This window comes from Brevibacterium ammoniilyticum (genome assembly GCF_038429965.1).
Classification (GTDB): Bacteria; Actinomycetota; Actinomycetes; order Actinomycetales; family Brevibacteriaceae; genus Brevibacterium; species Brevibacterium ammoniilyticum.
The window spans coordinates 224,235-241,622 of sequence record NZ_BAABNP010000002.1; the positions used below are offsets into that span (position 1 = coordinate 224,235).

Consider the following 17,388-nt stretch of genomic DNA (forward strand, 5'->3'; position numbering starts at 1 on the left):
CAAGTGTTGCGATTATGGCAAGAGTTACTTGGACACAATACAGTTTCGGTCGGTCTCGATCAGGTCTCCGGCGGTCGACACCCATGACGTGCGCCGTTCGGCGCGATCGACGACACATCGGTTTTGATTGGGCGTGATTCGGTGACACGATTTACATCACCAGTTCCGAAAACCGATCTTGTCGCTGAAAGTGGTTCCCTACCGTGAACAATCCCCTCCAAGCCGCAGCGTTGGCCACAGTCCGCTCACCTGCCTGGAAGAAGACCAGCAGGTGGATCCGCGGAACCGAACGCTGGGTGCAGCTCGAGGACGAGTACAACGGGGACTACGTCAACGCTGAGGTCGTCGTCTACTTCGGCGATGCGAAGTCCAAGTTCTATCAGCTCAGTCAGTGGATCCCCGTGCTCGAAGAGCTCAATCGCACGCACAGAGTCGTCATCGTGCTCAGGCGCCCATCGGCGTTGCTCGCAGCGCGGGAGGTGACCAGGCTTCCGCTCGTGCTCAAGCGCCGCTTCGACCCACTGCACACCTTCTATCACGCCAACGGCTTCAAGCTCGCCCTCTACGTGAACAACGGAATGACGAATTTCCAGTCCCTGGGATTCGCGCCGATGGTCCATGTCCATGTCAATCACGGCGAGTCGGACAAGCTGAGCATGGTGTCGAACCAGGCGAAGTCCTACGACCGAGTGTTCGTCGCCGGCGACGCAGCCGTCGAACGGCACCGGAGGGCGCTCATCGACTTCGACGAGGACTCGTTGATCAAGGTCGGCCGGCCCCAGCTCGACATCGACCGCGAGGCGGAGCTCGAGCCGTCCTCGGCGCGCACGATCATGTACGCCCCGACGTGGGAGGGCGAGAACGACGCGAACAACTACACGTCGGTGGATCTGTACGGGCCTGCCATCGTCGAAGCCGCCCTCGCCCTTCCGGGCACACGCGTCATCTACAAACCACACCCGCGGGTCGAGACATCGGAGGATCCGAACATGCAGGCGGCCGATGCGCGGATCCGGGAACTGCTCGATGCGGCCAACGAATCGATCCACGACCACTCACTGCAGAATCAGATCCTCATGCAGGGTGACATCCTCGGGATGTTCGACACTGTCGACCTGTTGGTCACGGACATCTCGAGCGTCGGCCTCGACTTCCTCTACATGCACCCCGAGAAGCCCCTTGTACTCACCGACCGGCGCGACGATCCCGAGCAGCTGCATGACGACGCCCCGATCAGCCGCGCCACCCCTGTCATCGACGGCAGAACGGTGCAGGATGCGCAGGACATCCTCGAACAGGCGATGAACCACGATGAGACGGCGGCAGCACGCCGCGATCTTCGCACCTTCTACTTCGGCGAGGGCGCGAGGGGCACGTCGACCCGGCTGTTCACTGCCGCGGTCTCCGAACTCATCGCGCAGCGGTCGGCCGATCTCGCGGGATTCAGAGACGCAGGCTCGAACGCCGAATCAAGCGAGTGAGCAGAGTCGTACACGACCCACATGGCGCTGGTTCACCGACCGGATCCACAGCGGATCTCTTTCCGCGTCGCCGAATTAGTGGATCGGTCGGCAGTGAATGCTGAGGTTTCCGAACGCCGTCGCGTAGAGCCGAACTATCGATGATCCGATTCGGGTCGTGTATAGGTCACCCTGAATTCGACTCGCAATGCGGAGCTTGGCTCGACGTCCCGCCATAACGCCGACCAAGCGAGCATCATAGGTTCCATTACCGAGAGCGGAAATGGCAGCAAGTCCGATCTGGGCACGGCAGTCCAAGCTCAGCGTGGATCGTTCCAAATCACCGGTCTGCCCGCCTTTCGCGATCACGAGAGGATAGGCCCAGATTCCGTCTCCGCGCCGCGACGACAATTGGACGAATCCTGATGGCGACGAACTCAGATCGTCGACGCTCCACAACAGGTTCAATTCGACAGCTCGGCCGCTTTCGTCGGGAACGATCCGCTCGACAACGACGTCACTCACGATTGCCTCCGATCAATCTGCGCGCCCTTCGCAACAACCGTTTCCGGTCGATTCGAAGAAGGCGTTCACGGACGGTCACCTTCGACTGAACCGCAGGATCGCCGCTGGCACGCTTGTAACTCAGGTTGCCCCACTTGGTGACGAAAAGACCCGGCGCGCTTTTCACGGCGTCCCCCTCGATATCGCTGTCTCGCAGTCGAGAAGTCGCGACATCGCCGCCAAGACACACTGACACAGAGAAGTCGTACTTCATACCGGGCCGAAGGAGCTCGGCGGTATTGAGCCGGGCTCTGTGGACGACGCTGCTCGGTGCGATCGACAGTTCCCCGTTCGCGATGGACTCAATCAACTCGCAATTGACCGCAAGGGACTCCTGATTGTCTCGTGAACGAACCTCCAGGATCGCATTGTTGATCCGCCGGCTCTGCCCTTCGACGGAGAGCCGGAAATCGAGCAGCAGTTCCGTCGGCGAAGACTCAGCGCTGGACAACACGGCGGCAAGTTCGAGCTCATCGCCCAACTCTGCCATCTCCAACAGGTCTTCGACTCTTCGCTCCCTGATCAGCCCAAGTCGCTCTCTTGCGGGAAACCCGAGGTCCAGCTCCTCACCTTTGGGAATGAACTCGTCGATCACCGGCCAGTGTGCGTCGACCAGCGCAGTGACTCGGTTCTTGGAAACGCACCCCTCGTACTTGTTGAGGCCGATTCGCCGGAAGATCTCGAGATTGATCCGGGTTGCCAGGTCGGAATCGTCGAACCCGTCTCGAACAATCGACATTACCTTCGTCATTGACGATGCGTACGCGTACGGGTCGGTGGGTTGGAAGCTGATATTCGATCGATCATCCCGAAGTCGGACGTGATAGTAGTCGTAGTCCGCGAGAATCGAGACCCGTGAAGCATGAGTCATGGCTTTGAACACGACCATGGCGTCTTCCATGAGGACTTTTCCCTCATCGAAGCGAATGCCGTTCTCCTGCAGTATTCGTGATCGGATCAATTTGACGACGTTGGTGCTTCTTGACGCACGAAAGAGATCTGCGTCCACCTGAGTCTCTTGGTAGATGGATCCGCGGATGTATCTGCCGTTGACTCCGACCAACTTCGGCAGCAGCACGTCGACGTCGAACTCATCTGCGAAGGTGAGCATTCTGCGTAGCGACTCCTCACCAAGGTAGTCATCCGGATCGCAGAACAGTATGTACCGTCCCCGAGCCACATCGAGGCCGGCGTTCCGGGGCCGTCCTGGCCACCCGGAGTTCTCCTGGTGGATGACACGGACGAAGTCATATCTCCCCGCGTACTCGTCGAGAATCGACCCACTCGCATCAGTGGATCCGTCGTCGACTGCGATCACTTCCGCAGTGAATGAGCCCAAGGCTTGATTGACCAAGGAGTCGAGGCATTCGCGAAGATAGTCTTCGACGTTGTAGACGGGGATGATCACCGAGACGTCGAGTACTCCCGACTCAGCTCTGTCCGGAACCATGTCCTACGTGCGCTCTCTTCCTTCAGTGGGTTGCAGATGACCGATCGTGGCTCGAAGCCGTCGGCTTCAGCCGTGTACACATTCGCGAGTCGGCAGGTTCGCCGACTTCTCTATGGAGTACTTCACGAAGACCGCCGGACCCGGATCACACGATCGGTGGCCGACCGTGCCTGGCCATCCGCAGAACTCCACGGTTGGACAGTTTATGCGGTGTTTCGTGCTTGTCCCATGGGTCGTCCCGCCACCCGGCTCTCCAGCCCTCGAACCACGGCTGCAGCTGGTCGGGCTTGTTCGCCCATTTCAGACACTGCATGAGCGTCCAGGACCCGACGTACATCCAGTTGAACGGCCACGGCAGATTCCGCCTGGCCAGCCATACTCTGTTGCGGGCATTCATGTAGAAGTACTCGTCGTGGCGGCTCGGGTCCATCACCGGGTGTGCGACTGCGAGGTCGCCCATGTACCACACCGAGTATCCGGCGTCCCAGACGCGCCACGCAAGCTCGATGCCCTCATGGGCGTACCAGAACGTCGCCGGCCAGCCCCCGCACTCGTCGAACGCCTTGCGCTGCATGCACACGGCGCCTTCCCACACGGAGAAAACGTTCGAGGAGTGATCAGCCTCGCCTTTCTTCAGGCGGGGAATCCACCGCTTGGGCGAGGCCGGTCCGCCCGGCTCCTCGACTCGAGGCTGGACGAGACCGATCTTGGGTTTCGTGCGCATGAGCTGCGCCATGCGCATGAGAGTGGTGTCGTCAGGCAGCCACGCGTCGTCATCGAGGAAGAAGAGGAACTCTCCCTTGACGTGGGGCACTCCGGCGTTGCGACCGGCGGGAATGCCGAGGTTCTCCGGCAGTCCCAAGCGCTTGACGGCAGGAGGGATGCCTTCGGGATCCCAGCCGTTGCCCACGCAGACGATGTCGAGTTCGACGCCCTTCTGGGCGAGAAGCGAATCGAAGCCGCGGTTGAGCTCCTCGAGCCGTTTGCCCTGAGTGAGCACGACGACCCCGAAGGTGTACTTCCGGTTCGCTTCGAACCGCTGCGCGAGGATCCGATTGGACTCGGTCATGACAGCCTCCTCGATGCCATGATCGACATGAAGTGGCCGATCACAGAGAGCAGGCACAGCGGCACGAGGATGAGGACGAGCCAGCGTTCGCCGCTCAGCGGTGCCGCACCGAGCGGGACAATGATCGCGGTGACGATGCTCGAGACCAGGGCGAGGAGCGAGAGCTCGACGGAATGGTAGATGCGGTGGAACGGGACGAACCGCGCCGCACGCTTGAGCTTGGCGGTGAAGCCAGGGTTGAGGGCAGTCGCCGCCTGCGAATCGGCGAGCTTGTCCAAGCCGTTGAAGGCGCGGGAGACATGGACCATATCGTTGAGTGCCTTGTTGAGCAGGACGAGGGAGGCGAGCATCGATCCCGCCAGAAGGTACGGGTACGTGCCGCCGGGATCAGCCTGCAGGTTCGACCATTCGCCAACGGCCCGCGCACCGAGAACAAACGCGACGAGGCCCTCCGTCGTGTAATGGCCGACCTTGTCGAGGAAGACGCCCTTGGCGCCACTCGTACCCCGCCACCTCGCGACTTCGCCGTCGCAGCAGTCGATGTACATCTGCACCTGGGAGAAGAAGACCGCGAGCACCGCGCCCCAGACACCGGGGATGAGGAGGGAGGCGGCGGTGCACCACCCTGCGATGATCATCATCCCGGTCACTCCGTTGGCCGTGATCCGGGTCCGCACCAGGAGCATCGTGAAGTAGATGGAGAAATGGCGGAGGTAGAGCTGAGCGGTCCAATGCTCGGCGTTCTTCCTGTTCCGCACTTCGGGAGGCTGAGCCCTGTTGCGCAGTTCTTCCAGAGTCGGATGGGAAGCCCCTTGCTGGGCTTCTCCCGTGTTTCTCATCCCGACCTCCTCCCGACATTCATTCGTATTTCACCGCAATTTTAGTGCCTGTTAACTCCGCAATCCACAAAGCGTGGCTGGCCGACTTCATTCCCTCAATGCCCTCGCGCCTCGGCGGGTGTACGTTTGAGGCTGAGGTTTCCGTGGATCGTCGCGTAGCTCGCGAACTCACCTGCTACCGTGTCCGTCGACGACGCCGCGTGCAATACTCGCCTGCGCACGACCTTGCGCCCGTCTCGATGCAGATACCACGCATCGAAGACGGGACTGGGACCCGTCTGGGCAAGCAATTCCGCCGGGATGGACAGCACTTGGTCAGGCGGCATCGGAAACGCAACGGAGAACCGCCGATCACGCGAGACAAGGACGAAGTAGTCCGAATCTGCGTCGGTGATCTTCGTGTCGGCTACAGTGGTCAGAGAGAGCTGGAGCTCTGAACCATCGGCGGTGATCCGCTCAGCGGCGATCTTAGGGAACTTACGCGCCGGTCCATCCTGAGGCGAGGAGACGACCTCCTTGAAGAGGGCTTCCCACCGATCTGTGATCTGCTCGTCGTCGAATTCCTTCGACTTTCGCTGCGCCGCCTTCCGCAGTTCGGCAATCTCAGTCGGAGTCATCGCGACCAGCCGATTTATGGCCGCCGTCGTCCCGTTGACATCGTGCGTGAGGAATCCATTGATCCCGTCGTCGACAACTTCCGAAGGACCGTAGCGGATGTCATAGGCGATCGGAATGCACCCTCGAGACATCGCTTCGATCAGCACCAAGCTCAAGCCGTCATAAGCGCTCGTGAGCAGGATGAATGAGTAGGCCGCAAGCTCGTCTGCGGCATTCTGTACGAAGCCCTTGAAGGTGATTCGGGAAGCGAGGACGGCGTTCCCATCCACTTGGCTCTCGAGTCGACTCCGCAGGTCTCCATCGCCGAAGACGTCCAAGCTGACTCCGTCGCTCGCCGCACCCACGGCAGAAATCGCCTGGTCGACGCGCTTCTGGTTCGAGAGTCGAGCAACGACAGCACCCGCTCGAACATCTCTTTCCGGCGACTGACGAGTGAGGTCTTCCGTGACGATCTCTGTGCAGTTCGGAATCACGAACAGCGTAGGTGAGTCGCCGAAGGCGCTGACGAAATCAGCCTTCTGCTTCTTGGTGAGGAAGACCAGGAAATCGAACTTGTGCCAGTTGGATAGGACTCCGAGTCGAGAACGCGTGAAAGGACCATATGGTGAATCACTGGTCGGTTCCAGATGCGTATTGTGAAGCACCTGTCCGACTTTCACCTGGTCCCGCTGGTAATGATGGAGGAAGCCGCCCACGAACTTGGACTCGTTGATCACCACGGAGGGCTTGAGTTCTGTCACGTGGTCCAGCCAGGAGAAGTAGAGATCACGTGCGCGGCTGAACTCGCCGACATACCTTCCGTTGGGATCGAACAGGATCAAGCGTCGCGCGCCCTCGGAGCGCAGATCCGTGAGGAAGATGGAACCGTCCGTTCGACGATGGTCCACACGTTCGACGGAACCCTCAGCGTCGTAGTACTCGATGAACCGCGCTGTCTCTCTAATGGATGCAGACGCATCGGCCTCCGGAACGGCCATCTCAGACGACCCGGCGCCGAGGGACTCGAGTTGGCGACGGCTGAACTCTGCGAGCTCGTGCCAGATGTTGCGCACCGTCACTCCGGGCACGATCTCTTCCGACTCCGTCAGCCGCGTGACTGTTGCCGAAAGATCGAGCTTGTAGTCCAAGGTCAGCACATCGACCGTGCGGTTCTCAAGCCCTACCAGGTTGCGGGCCCTTCGCAACAGCACACTGGTCATCCCACCGAACTCAGCGGGAATAGACCACGTCAGTTCAAAGACCCGAAATTCGCTGCCAGCGTTGCCCGAACCCTGTCTTCTCAGTTTGCGAAGAATGCGGCGGATGGTCATAGGAGCCCTTCTCTGCGGGAAACGCTGCACGCACGTGCTTGAACGACGACAGCCGTCTGGCGTAGGGGTCGACAGGTGTACTCGGCTTCGCGGACTGGAGAAGCCGAAGCCAATGATCGTTGCGCAGACCGGCTAAGGTCGTCACGAGATTCCATCATGGACGGCTGTTGCCTGCGGGTCAGGATTTGCCGAGTTCGGACTTGATCCGCGTGGTCGAGATCTCGGGGGTGCGCGGAAGGTAGACGACGTCGACCTTGTCCTTGAGGAAGTCGAATTCCCCTTCCCAGTCGTCGCCCATGACGAAGGTGTCGATGTGGTATTTCTCGACATCGGTGACCTTCTGCTCCCAATTGTCCTCGGGGATGACGAGATCGACGTAGCGGATGGCCTCGAGCATGCGCTTGCGCTCTTCGAACGAGAAATAGGACTTCTTACCTTTGCCCGCATTGAACTCGTCGCTCGAAAGAGCGACGACGAGGTAGTCGCCTTGCTCCTTGCACCGCTGCAGAAGGCGGATGTGTCCATAATGGAGCAGGTCGAACGTGCCATAGGTGATGACTCGGCGCATACGGAGACGGTCCCAACTGATCGATGAGGGCTCGAATCGACAGTCGGGCCCTGGAAGCTGCAAGAGTTCACCCACACTTTACCAGCCGGCCATCCAGCCATCGGAATCGGTGGACGAGGCGCCGCCCGGCCCTGCTAAGGTGCGGTAGCGAACACGGCCGCCTCGAACTCGCCGATCACCTCCGCGTTGTACGCGTCGGGGTCGAATGCGATAGGCGTGATCTCACCCGCCAGGAACGCTCTCATCCCTGCTGCGAGCGACGCCTCGTCGCGGTCCACGATGAGACCTCCGCTGCCCTCCATCGCACTTGTTGCGGATCCGAACCGCGTAGTGACGATGGGCAGCCCAAGCACTCGGGCCTCGAGAATGACGATCGGCTGACCTTCGTAGTCGCTCGAGAGGACGAAGCAGTCGCACTCGGACATCACGGTATAGGGGTTCTGAAGTCGGCCGGTGAACTCAACGGATCCGGCGACGCCGAGCGAGACGGCGAGCTCCTTGAGTTCGCCGCTCAGCGGCCCGTCACCGATGATGACGAGTCGCGCGTCCGACTCTTCAACGCTGACCTCAGAGAATGCTCGGAGCAGCCGGGCCTGGTTCTTCTCCGGCGACAGGCGTCCGACGGTGACGAAGGTCTTACCCTTCTGCTCTCCGAGGCGGCCGCCGACGAGTGCCTGTCGCGAGGCCTCCGAGATGAGCTCGTCGAACGAGTAGTGCCTGCCGATCTCGGCGACGGCGTCGGCCAGTGTGCGCGCATCGATAGAAACCGTGTGCGGGCTGGTCTCCGTCGAGCGTCCTGCGCCGTTGCGAACACGTTCGACATCGATGACATTGCGGGCGCTGATGAACCGCTCGGAGTCGGCGTACCTGCTGAGACTCTGCTCATTGATCTCGCGCAGGTCAGGCGATACCGAGACGAGTGCGTCATAGTCATGGTAGAGCTTGAAGACACCGGTGAGGTTGTTGAAGTGGGGCCTGGCACCATCGACCTCACGCATCGCGTCGGCTTCGAGGTCGTTGTGCAGCCAGACGGCTTTGCGGTCAGCTTCGGCGTGCGCCATAATCCTCGCCCAGTAGGACGAGTATCCGCTGAAGTCGACGGCCGCGTCGAATCTCGCGTGGCCGAACAAGCGTCGCCATTCCCAACTCCACAGCGCGGTGTCGCGGTCGGCGGCGGCGAGATCTCCGATGGGCGAGGCATCGAATTCCTGCATGCTGCCCAGCAGGGGAAGCTGTAGGCTTCCCTGGTCGCGGATGACCTGGCGCACGTGGCACGGAATCAGGGCCGCGTTGTCCAGGCGATCCTGTTGGTCGGACCGGTAGTAGAGAGCCGTGACATCGACTTTCTCGGGGTCGATCCGATTGAGCAGGTTGAGCACGGATGAGGTGATTCCGTTGGTGATCAGCCCCCCGAGGTAGATCACGAGGGTTCGTCGGCCGTCCGCGAATCCGCGGATCACTCGACCCTCGGATTCTCTGCCTCTAAACACGACGTCGAGGACGCGCGCGCTGGCGCTGCCGTCATCGCGGGGAGTCAGCTGCGCTGAGAGCTCGTCGAAGCGCGCGGCCTCCTCGGGAAATGCACTCGACAGGTCCACGTCATCCTCGGCGAGACGGGTCGCCTGATCGAGGAGTTCGTCGATCCTCTCGGAGACCGGTCCCGGAAGCTCATCGGGTCGCAGGTAGGTACCGCGTTCGGCAGCGTACTTCCCCGCGTCCGGGAGGTGGAAGAGGACCGGCCGCCCAGTGCCGAGGAAGTCGATGAAGATGCTCGAGTAGTCCGAGACGAGGATATCGGTGATCGCGAGGACGTCGTTGGCCGGAACGTCGTTGGGGACGAGGAAGTCTGCGAGCTCCGGGTCATCGACGAGCTGATCGACGATCACCTGATGCGCTTTGAGCAGAACGATCCATCCTTCGTCCTCAAGTGCACTGCGCAGGGCCATGACAGTGGCTTTGAGGCGCCCGGCATCGGACTGCGGATTGTAGAAGGAACCGCCTCGCCATGTCGGCGCATAGCAGATCACCTTCTTGCCACGACTGGAGATTCCACGGTCGTGCAGCACCGCTCGGGCACGATCTCCCGCGTCCGGACCGAACATCCTGTCAGTGCGCGGGTAGCCCTCCTCGATTATCGCCCCGCGGAACACATTGTTGAGCTTGTAGGCGCCGAGGTACATAGTCTCGGTCATGAAGGAATTCTGCGACAGAAGATAATCGGCGGACATAAAGTTGCGCAGGACGTTGCGGGCGCCGTCGGCGCCATTCTCGATGTCGTAGCCCATCTTCTTCAGCGGGGTCCCGTGCCACACGTTGAGATAGGTCTGTTCGGGGCGCTTGATGAACTCAGGAGGGAACGTCGCATTGTTGACGAGATACTGGCTCGTCTCGAGTGCGGTGAAGTAGTCCCGGGACCGGTGTCGAACGAACGACACCCGCGGATGCGCGGAGAACTCCGAGCGGAAGGGCGATTCCCAAGCAGCGTCGTTAAGCACCCAGATGTGCCGGTAGTCCTTATAGTCAGCCGTTGCGATCATCGTGCGGAAGAGCGCTTCGGGATTGCAGAGTGCGCCGTTGCCCGAGAACGACTCCTAGACCACGGTGTTCTCTTCCACCCTGCTCGTCAGGGCCTTGGTAAACGACCGAGAGCTGATGGCCGCCGCGAGCGATCGTTTGTTGCGCTTGTACTGCTTCGACCATGACACTCGTTCTTTGCGCAGGTAGGCTGCCATCGCCGGTGGCAGTGCATCGAGCAGGAATCGTTTGCCGGTCGAACGGACATTCACTCGCAGGGACCCTCTTCGCTTTCGGCGTGCCGCCGGTCCTTCGGCGCAACACAGCGCCCGATCGAGAACCGAGCGCGCATCTGACTTTCCTGAAGATCCTATCCGAAAGGCGCTCATCGGCGCACCGAAGTGCTCACTTCTGCTCATGCTCAGCCGTCGCCGAGCACTCCCTGCCGAGCTGCCATCACCTGCCGCGCGGCAGTGATGAACCGCTCAATCTGCGATCCCGGGTTCGTATCGCCGAGGTAGTGCGCGCTCAACGAGCCTGAATCACGGTCGGCGGCGTCGGCGAGCCGGTCGACGAGGGCGACTCCACTCGCGGTTTCCCAGTTCACGGCCCGATCGATGAGTCCGTTGCGCAGCACCTCGGCTCGCGGGTCGGTCGGAGGGATAATCACCAGCGGTTTCTCGGTGGCGAGCCAGTCGAACGCCACAGACGACATCTCGGCGACGGCGACATCGGCGACGGCGAGCTGCCACGAGACGTCGGAACTCGTATCGACGAATCCACGGGAGTGGGCATCGACCCGCCCACGCACTGACTCGACTGCACGGGCGAAATCACTGCGCAGAAGACCGGTTCGCGGATGTGTCCGAAGGATCACTCGGTAGCCCGCGTCGAGGAGCTCGGAGACCACCGGAACCCCGGTCGTTGCCATCGTTCCGTAGCTCATGCTCGGCGAATCACCCTCCCACGTCGGGGCGTAGAAGACCGTCGGTCCGGCAGGCGCCTCGGCGGCGAATCTCTGCCACTCCTCCGGGACGCTGAACGCACGGTCGAGCTGGGGGCGACCGACATCGATGAGAGCCTCGGCGTCGATCCCGTGCAGGGTCGAAGTGATGCGATCGCGTGCTGCTTGACCTGCTGTGAAGACGTAGTCGTAGGCTTTCAGCTGGTTGGAGATCATCGAGACCTTTTCGCTCTCTCCATGGCTGAGGTGAACATGGGCGGGCGTAGGAAACCGCAGCGCCTGAAAGTTCGTCGTGGCCTGATTGACGTAGAAGACGACGCGCAGGCGCGGTGCGTCGAAGAACGAATCCAGACCTGCGGTGAGGCGGGAGAAACGAACCGGAATGTCCGTGAGAGCAGCGATTCGTTGCGCCACCCGAGCGTCTCGGGTGAGTATCCCGAAGGGCGCATCACCCTCTCCCTGTCGAATGAGCGCATCGCGCAGCTGTTCGAACGGCCAGAGCCACTGTTCGAGTTGATACATCGAATGGACATCCGACGAGAAGTAGGCGGCGGCGATGAAATCGTCGTCTGAACTCGGGCGGAACCGAGCCGGAAGACGGGACTCCTCGTACCGACTGCTGATCAGGTCCCGTCCGATCCGTGCAGTTCTGGTGACGACCTGCCACTTGTGCTGCAGCGATGATGTGGAGAGCGAAGGCATGGAGACCATTGTGCCTGCATATTCCCAAAGCGAAGGTCAGGCAGTTCGGAGCCGAGCTCCGCGGAGCGCCGCCGCCGGTATAGTTGGGCATCAGCTGACTGCCAAAAGAAGCGCGTTCCCAGAACTCGGAGTGATTGCCCATGGCGTTCTTCTCTCGAACACCCGACGTCACGATCGGCATCCCCGCGTACAACGCAGAGGAGTACCTCCCCAAGTGCTTGGAGAGCATTGCCGCTCAAACGGCTGGGGCGAAGCGCATCGAAACGATTGTGGTCGACGATGGATCGACCGACTCGACCGCAGAGCTCGCGGACCAGTTGCTCAAAGATCTCCGGCTCTACGGAACTGTTGTATCCATACCGAATTCGGGTACGCCGGCGGAGCCCCGCAACACCGTTCTCGATCGGGCCAACGGGAGATGGACATACTTCGTTGACGTCGATGACTATCTCGGCGCCCAGGCGATCGAATCCATGACAGCGCTTGGTAAGGAGGGTCAGGCCGATGTCGTTGTCGGCAAGTACGTCGGCGTCAACCGCGGTGTTCCGAAGGTTATGTTCCGCGAAACGCTGAGTAGGACGGATGCCCACAGGACTCCTCTGATCGACTCACTCAACGTCCTTAAGATGTATCGCACAGCGTTCGCACGAGACATCGGATACCGGTTCAATCCCACTCTCCGCATGGCCGAGGATCATCCGTTCGCGCTGTCCGCCTACGCTCGCACCGATCGGGTTGCAGTGCAGGCCGACGTCGATTGCTACTACTGGGTGCGACACAGCTCGGAAAGCGGCGCTCAGACTCACCTTACAGGCCACGTGCTTCCAGTCGACGAGTTCTACGCCTACATGTTCGAATCGTTCGCGGTTCTCGATCGTGCAGTGGAAGAAGACCTTCCGCTCGCGGGTTTCCTGCGCGATCGGTACTGGCACAGACTGCTGTCGTTCGACCTACCGACTGAAATGCGGCGAAAGCGCGGAACGGAAGGTCGGAGACACTCGATCAGGACCGCGCGCCATCTGATATCGGCCGAACAGGCGAGGGAGTCCTCCGCCGAGTTCAATCTCAAGTCGAAGTCGATGCTCAGGGCGCTGGAGCTCGATGATCCGACGATGGCCGAATTCGTGGGCCAGCTCCTGAAGTGACTGACACTGCATCTAGTCGAGTACCTTGGGGTGTGAGCCCGACCAAGGAGAATTCGATGCCACCGTCACGCCGACTTCCCGTTCCCTCGATCGCCCGTCGTCCGCGACCCAGCGCGAACGGGCGCACCCCGGCCCCCGCCTCGGCGCCGGTCCTGCTCAGCCGACAGATCGTCGACAGCCGACCCGGGCCGATCTCCGTCTCCTCTTCTTTCGCCGAGGCGCTCGCCGACTGCACTCCGGACGGGTCCGCCCGGCCCGGAGCGATCACGCAGGTCATCGTGCCCCGCTCAACCCCCGAGCTGCTCGCGGAGATCGCCACCGCCTGGGATCTCCACCCCCTCCTCGTCGAGGACCTCTTCCACGCTGACCAGCGCCCGAAGGTCGACCGGTACGGCGATGTGCTCTTCGTCGTCCTCATCTCCGCGCTCTACGTCGATGCGAAGGAGGAGGTCGAGTTCAGCGAATTCCACCTGCTCATGAAGGGCGACGACCTCGTCATCATCTGCCAGGACGGCCGCTTCATCGACGGCCTGCCGATCCCCACCGACATCCACGGGCTCGAGGAGCACTTCTCCGACGCCGACCTCATCGGCAAATCGGACAAGGCGCTGCTCTCCCTCGGACCCGAAGCCCTCATCTACCGCCTCCTCGACGGTGTCGTCGACGGCTACTTCCCCGTCATCGACGGCCTCCAGGACGACAAGGACGGCATCGAACGCCAGGTCTTCAGCGGCGACCCCGCGGCGGCCGAGCGCATCTACCGGCTCAGCCAGGAGGTCATCGACGTCCTCCATGCCACGACCCACCTCAGCCGGCTCACTCAGGCGTTGAGCAACGGGGCGACGAAGTACGCGATCCCCGATGAGCTGCGCGCCTACCTCAACGACGTCACCGATCACCTCACCCGCGTTCTCGCCGAGGCGGGGGAACTGCGCGAGTCCCTCTCCCAGATCCTCAGCGTCAACGCCACCCTCGTCGCCCAGCGCCAGAACGAGGACATGAAGAAGATCTCCGGCTGGGCGGCGATCCTCTTCGCCCCGTCCCTCATCGGCGCGGTCTACGGGATGAACTTCGAGAACATGCCCGAACTCGCATGGCCCTTCGGCTATCCGATGGCGATCTTCCTCATGGTCGGTCTCAGCGTCACCCTCTACACCGTCTTCCGCAGGAAGAAGTGGATGTGATGCTCAGACCCGCGCGGCAGCTGTGACCCAATCGGTGCATCCGAATCCCCGCTGGGCTATCGGTTCGGACTTAGGATAAAGTGGCCAGAACCATGGCAAGTCCCCTTCACGAGGAGCTGAGATGACCACCTCACCCGACCATTCCGAATCCCCAGACTTCCCCGGCTCGAACCCGGATGCCGGTCACGCCGCGGGACCGTCCGCCGGCAGCTCGCACAGCCCTGTCGACTCGGCCCGCTCCCTGCTCACCGACCTGGGCCGCGGAGTCTTCTGGGTCGTGCTGCTGCGCGGCATCCTCGCAGTCCTCTTCGGCCTGCTCATCTTCATCGCCCCCGACGCCGTGGCTGTCGTCGCCGGCATCTGGATCGGCGCCTGGCTCGTCGTCGACGGCATCCTCACGATCGTCAACGCCAACACGGCGCGCAAGCAGGGTCTGCCGTGGGGCTGGGAGCTGACTACCGGCATCGTCTACATCATCGCGGGTATTGCGATCTTCATCGCCCCGCTCGCGTTCGCCGTGGCCTCCGGCATCTTCATCCTCTGGCTCATGGCCTTCGGCATGCTCGTCCGCGGCATCTTCACCCTTGCGTCGAAGTCGTTCCGCGGCTGGTCGAAGCTCCTCGGCGTCCTCGACATCATCTTCGCGATCATCGTCATGATCGCCGTGTTCACGTCCCCGACGACCGCGCTCGTCGCACTGCTGTGGATCATCGGCATCTACGTCATCGTCTTCGGCATCTTCCTCATCGTCATGGCCTTCATGGCCCGCTCGCAGGCCAAGCGTGCGATGAACGGCTGATGAGGCCCTGAAAATGGATCACCGCGAACGCTCACGCACCTGCAACACCAGAAGAGCCTTCGTTTCAGTGGCAATGGCGAGCCTGATCGCCGCCATTGCCACTGGGTGCTCCCCAAGTCCCTCCACGCCGGAACCAACCGCCACCAGCCCATTCAAAGCGCCTGCAACGGTCTCCGAACTGAGCTTTCCAGTGACGATCTCCCACCGAGGTGGGGCACTCGTCTACCCCGAGGAATCGATGGAGGGCTTCACTGCTTCAGCAGAGGACGGATTCCTGCCCGAGATGGACATCCAGTTCCTCTCCGATGGGACCCCTGTGCTCATCCACGATGAGACAGCAGACCGCACACTCAAGGGGGCGTCCGGCGAAATCCGCGAACTCTCTCGAAAGAAGTGGGACCAGGCGACGATCACCAACCCGACGGACGGACCATCGGCAGAGACAGTGACTCTGACCGAACTCCTCGACGAACTCGGCGGGGAGGTCGTCCTCGTACCAGAGATCAAACCTGGGGCCACCACTGCCGAGGTCGATCAGATCCTCGATGAATTCGACGCCCGAGACCTGCAGAACTCACTCATCGTCCAGTCATTCGACTTCAGAACCGCATCGACGATCGCCGAACGAGGGTTCACCTCGCTCTATCTCTTCGACGCATCACTCCCGAAGGAGTCGCCCACTCAGATCGCCGATGCCGGTATCGACTGGGTAGGGCCCAATCGCGGTCTGCCGGCAGCCGATATCGCGCTTCTCGCGGACGCCGGACTCAAGGTCGCTCCTTACGGTCTGAAGACTGCCGAAGACGCAGACGCCCTCCCTGAGGAAGTTTCCGGGTGGTTCACCGACGACCCATGGGACAAGTGAGGAAAGTGGACGTCATCCACTGATGTGAACCGATCCCGTACGCGTCCCCGGACGCGAGTACAGTGTGGACTCGTGACCTCCGCAGACGCCCCAGCCTCCCCGACCAGACCACCGCTGGCGGTCTCGCTTGCGGCGTTCGTCAGCAGCTTCGACCGGTTCGCGGTCAGTCCGCTGCTCGTCCTCGTCGCCCTCGACATGGACGTCACGCTCGCTCAGGCACTCGTCATCGCGAGCACCTACTACCTCGCCTACGGCGTCAGCCAGCCGATCTGGGGAATGCTCTCCGACCGCCTCGGGCGCATCCGGCTCATGCGGCTGAGCCTCATCGCCGCCGCACTCGTCGGCATCGTCGCGGCGCTGGCCCCGTCGCTGACGATCCTCATCATCGCCCGCACCCTCGGCGGCGCGTTCTACGGGGCGATCGTGCCGACCTCGCTCACCTACGTCGGCGACACCGTCGACGAAGAGCACCGGCAGCCGGCCCTAGCCGACCTCATGGCGGCGATCGCCGTCGGCACCGCCCTGGCGACGGCGCTGGCCGGCATCATCGCCGACCTCGTCGACTGGCGCCTCGTCTTCGCCATTCCCTCGGTCCTCGCCGTGATCTCCGTCCTCGGCCTCGCCCGTGTCCCCGAGGCCCACCGCGTGGCTCAGACCGGGATCCTCCAGACCATCCGCACTGCGCTGAGCAACAGGTGGGTGCTCATCGTCATCTCACTCGTCTTCGTCGAAGGGGCCATCGTCCTCGGTGTCCTCACCCTGCTCGCCCCGGCCCTGCAGTCCCTCGGCGTCGGCGCGGCCGTCGCTGGCCTGTCCACCGCGGCCTACGGGGTCGGGGTCATCGTCACCAGCCGCATGGTCAAACCCCTCTCCCGCCGCCTGCCCATGCCCGGCCTCATGGTCATCGGCGGCAGCGCCACCATCGCGGCCTTCGTCCTGCTCACCATCCACCTCTCGATCGTCACCGTGATCATCGCCGCATTCCTCCTCGGCGCGACGTGGTCGTTCCTCCACTCCTCGCTGCAGACCTGGTCGACGACCGTCCTCCCCAAGGTGCGCGGCACCGTGGTCTCGCTCTTCGCCGGATTCCTCTTCGCCGGCAGCGCATTCGGGGCCTGGGCAGGCGGCATCCTCGGCGAACGCGGCGAATGGACGCTCCTCTTCGCCACGACAGCCGGAATCGCCGTCGCCCTCACCATCGCCGTCGTCCTCTGCCGTCGTGCCTACGAAGGTCCCCGCAGAGTGTGAAGTTCCCTCAGAGTGTGAGGCTCCCGACGAGCATGAGGCACGCTCCGAAATCGCCCGCCTCCGCGCGGACGACTCCCGACCAGGAGTCG

General features: G+C 62.1%; 15 protein-coding genes and 1 pseudogene. 7 read left to right on the forward strand and 9 right to left on the reverse strand.

The genetic code is table 11. The features are described 5' to 3' along the window. Nucleotides 1-203: 203 nt before the first annotated feature. Nucleotides 204-1,481 (forward strand): CDP-glycerol glycerophosphotransferase family protein, encoded by a 1,278-nt coding sequence (locus tag AAHA49_RS03035; RefSeq protein WP_342037166.1) that lies wholly within the window; start codon nucleotides 204-206, stop codon nucleotides 1,479-1,481. Between the two features lie 496 nt (nucleotides 1,482-1,977). On the opposite strand, the gene AAHA49_RS03040 is transcribed toward AAHA49_RS03035, so the two are convergent. From AAHA49_RS03040 to AAHA49_RS03080, 9 genes and pseudogenes are all read right to left on the reverse strand, one after another. Then, nucleotides 1,978-3,474, reverse strand: coding sequence for a glycosyltransferase family 2 protein (locus AAHA49_RS03040; RefSeq protein ID WP_342037167.1), 1,497 nt, complete (start codon nucleotides 3,472-3,474; stop codon nucleotides 1,978-1,980). Between the two features lie 145 nt (nucleotides 3,475-3,619). Beyond that, complete coding sequence (locus tag AAHA49_RS03045) at nucleotides 3,620-4,543, reverse strand: glycosyltransferase family 2 protein (RefSeq protein WP_342037168.1); 924 nt, start codon at nucleotides 4,541-4,543, stop codon at nucleotides 3,620-3,622. After that, complete coding sequence (locus tag AAHA49_RS03050; protein WP_342037169.1) at nucleotides 4,540-5,382, reverse strand: CDP-alcohol phosphatidyltransferase family protein; 843 nt, start codon at nucleotides 5,380-5,382, stop codon at nucleotides 4,540-4,542. Before AAHA49_RS03050 ends, AAHA49_RS03045 begins: the two co-directional genes overlap by 4 nt. A gap of 95 nt (nucleotides 5,383-5,477) precedes the next feature. Continuing rightward, entirely contained in the window at nucleotides 5,478-7,310 is a 1,833-nt protein-coding gene (locus AAHA49_RS03055; RefSeq protein WP_342037170.1) for a glycosyltransferase, read from the reverse strand. A gap of 178 nt (nucleotides 7,311-7,488) precedes the next feature. After that, complete coding sequence (gene tagD, locus AAHA49_RS03060; protein WP_009376334.1) at nucleotides 7,489-7,878, reverse strand: glycerol-3-phosphate cytidylyltransferase; 390 nt, start codon at nucleotides 7,876-7,878, stop codon at nucleotides 7,489-7,491. A gap of 134 nt (nucleotides 7,879-8,012) precedes the next feature. Continuing rightward, nucleotides 8,013-9,092, reverse strand: coding sequence for a glycosyltransferase (locus tag AAHA49_RS03065; RefSeq protein ID WP_342037254.1), 1,080 nt, complete (start codon nucleotides 9,090-9,092; stop codon nucleotides 8,013-8,015). Nucleotides 9,093-9,374: 282 nt separating this feature from the next. Continuing rightward, nucleotides 9,375-10,457 (reverse strand): annotated as a pseudogene (locus AAHA49_RS03070) (CDP-glycerol glycerophosphotransferase family protein); the annotation flags it as partial. A gap of 12 nt (nucleotides 10,458-10,469) precedes the next feature. Then, nucleotides 10,470-10,664: a hypothetical protein gene (locus tag AAHA49_RS03075; RefSeq protein WP_342037171.1), complete on the reverse strand. Its 195-nt coding sequence runs from the start codon at nucleotides 10,662-10,664 to the stop codon at nucleotides 10,470-10,472. A 149-nt stretch (nucleotides 10,665-10,813) separates the two neighbouring features. Next, nucleotides 10,814-11,572: a CDP-glycerol glycerophosphotransferase family protein gene (locus tag AAHA49_RS03080; RefSeq protein ID WP_342037172.1), complete on the reverse strand. Its 759-nt coding sequence runs from the start codon at nucleotides 11,570-11,572 to the stop codon at nucleotides 10,814-10,816. 21 nt (nucleotides 11,573-11,593) lie between these two features. On the opposite strand from AAHA49_RS03080, the gene AAHA49_RS03085 reads away from it, so the two are divergent. The 6 genes from AAHA49_RS03085 to AAHA49_RS03110 all read left to right on the forward strand — a co-directional run bounded on the left by AAHA49_RS03085 (nucleotide 11,594) and on the right by AAHA49_RS03110 (nucleotide 17,299). Next, on the forward strand, nucleotides 11,594-11,929 hold the full coding sequence (locus AAHA49_RS03085; RefSeq protein WP_342037173.1) for a hypothetical protein: 336 nt from the start codon (nucleotides 11,594-11,596) through the stop codon (nucleotides 11,927-11,929). 269 nt (nucleotides 11,930-12,198) lie between these two features. Further along, a complete protein-coding gene (locus AAHA49_RS03090; protein WP_342037174.1) occupies nucleotides 12,199-13,203 on the forward strand; it encodes a glycosyltransferase family 2 protein in 1,005 nt (334 codons plus the stop codon). Nucleotides 13,204-13,259: 56 nt separating this feature from the next. Next, complete coding sequence (locus AAHA49_RS03095; protein WP_342037175.1) at nucleotides 13,260-14,387, forward strand: magnesium and cobalt transport protein CorA; 1,128 nt, start codon at nucleotides 13,260-13,262, stop codon at nucleotides 14,385-14,387. Nucleotides 14,388-14,508: 121 nt separating this feature from the next. Beyond that, entirely contained in the window at nucleotides 14,509-15,186 is a 678-nt protein-coding gene (locus tag AAHA49_RS03100) for an HdeD family acid-resistance protein (protein WP_342037176.1), read from the forward strand. Between the two features lie 13 nt (nucleotides 15,187-15,199). Continuing rightward, nucleotides 15,200-16,051 carry a glycerophosphodiester phosphodiesterase gene (locus tag AAHA49_RS03105; RefSeq protein ID WP_342037177.1) on the forward strand — a complete coding sequence of 284 codons (852 nt, stop codon included), beginning with the start codon at nucleotides 15,200-15,202 and terminating at the stop codon, nucleotides 16,049-16,051. A 72-nt stretch (nucleotides 16,052-16,123) separates the two neighbouring features. Further along, nucleotides 16,124-17,299, forward strand: coding sequence for an MFS transporter (locus tag AAHA49_RS03110; protein ID WP_342037178.1), 1,176 nt, complete (start codon nucleotides 16,124-16,126; stop codon nucleotides 17,297-17,299). Nucleotides 17,300-17,388 lie beyond the last annotated feature (89 nt).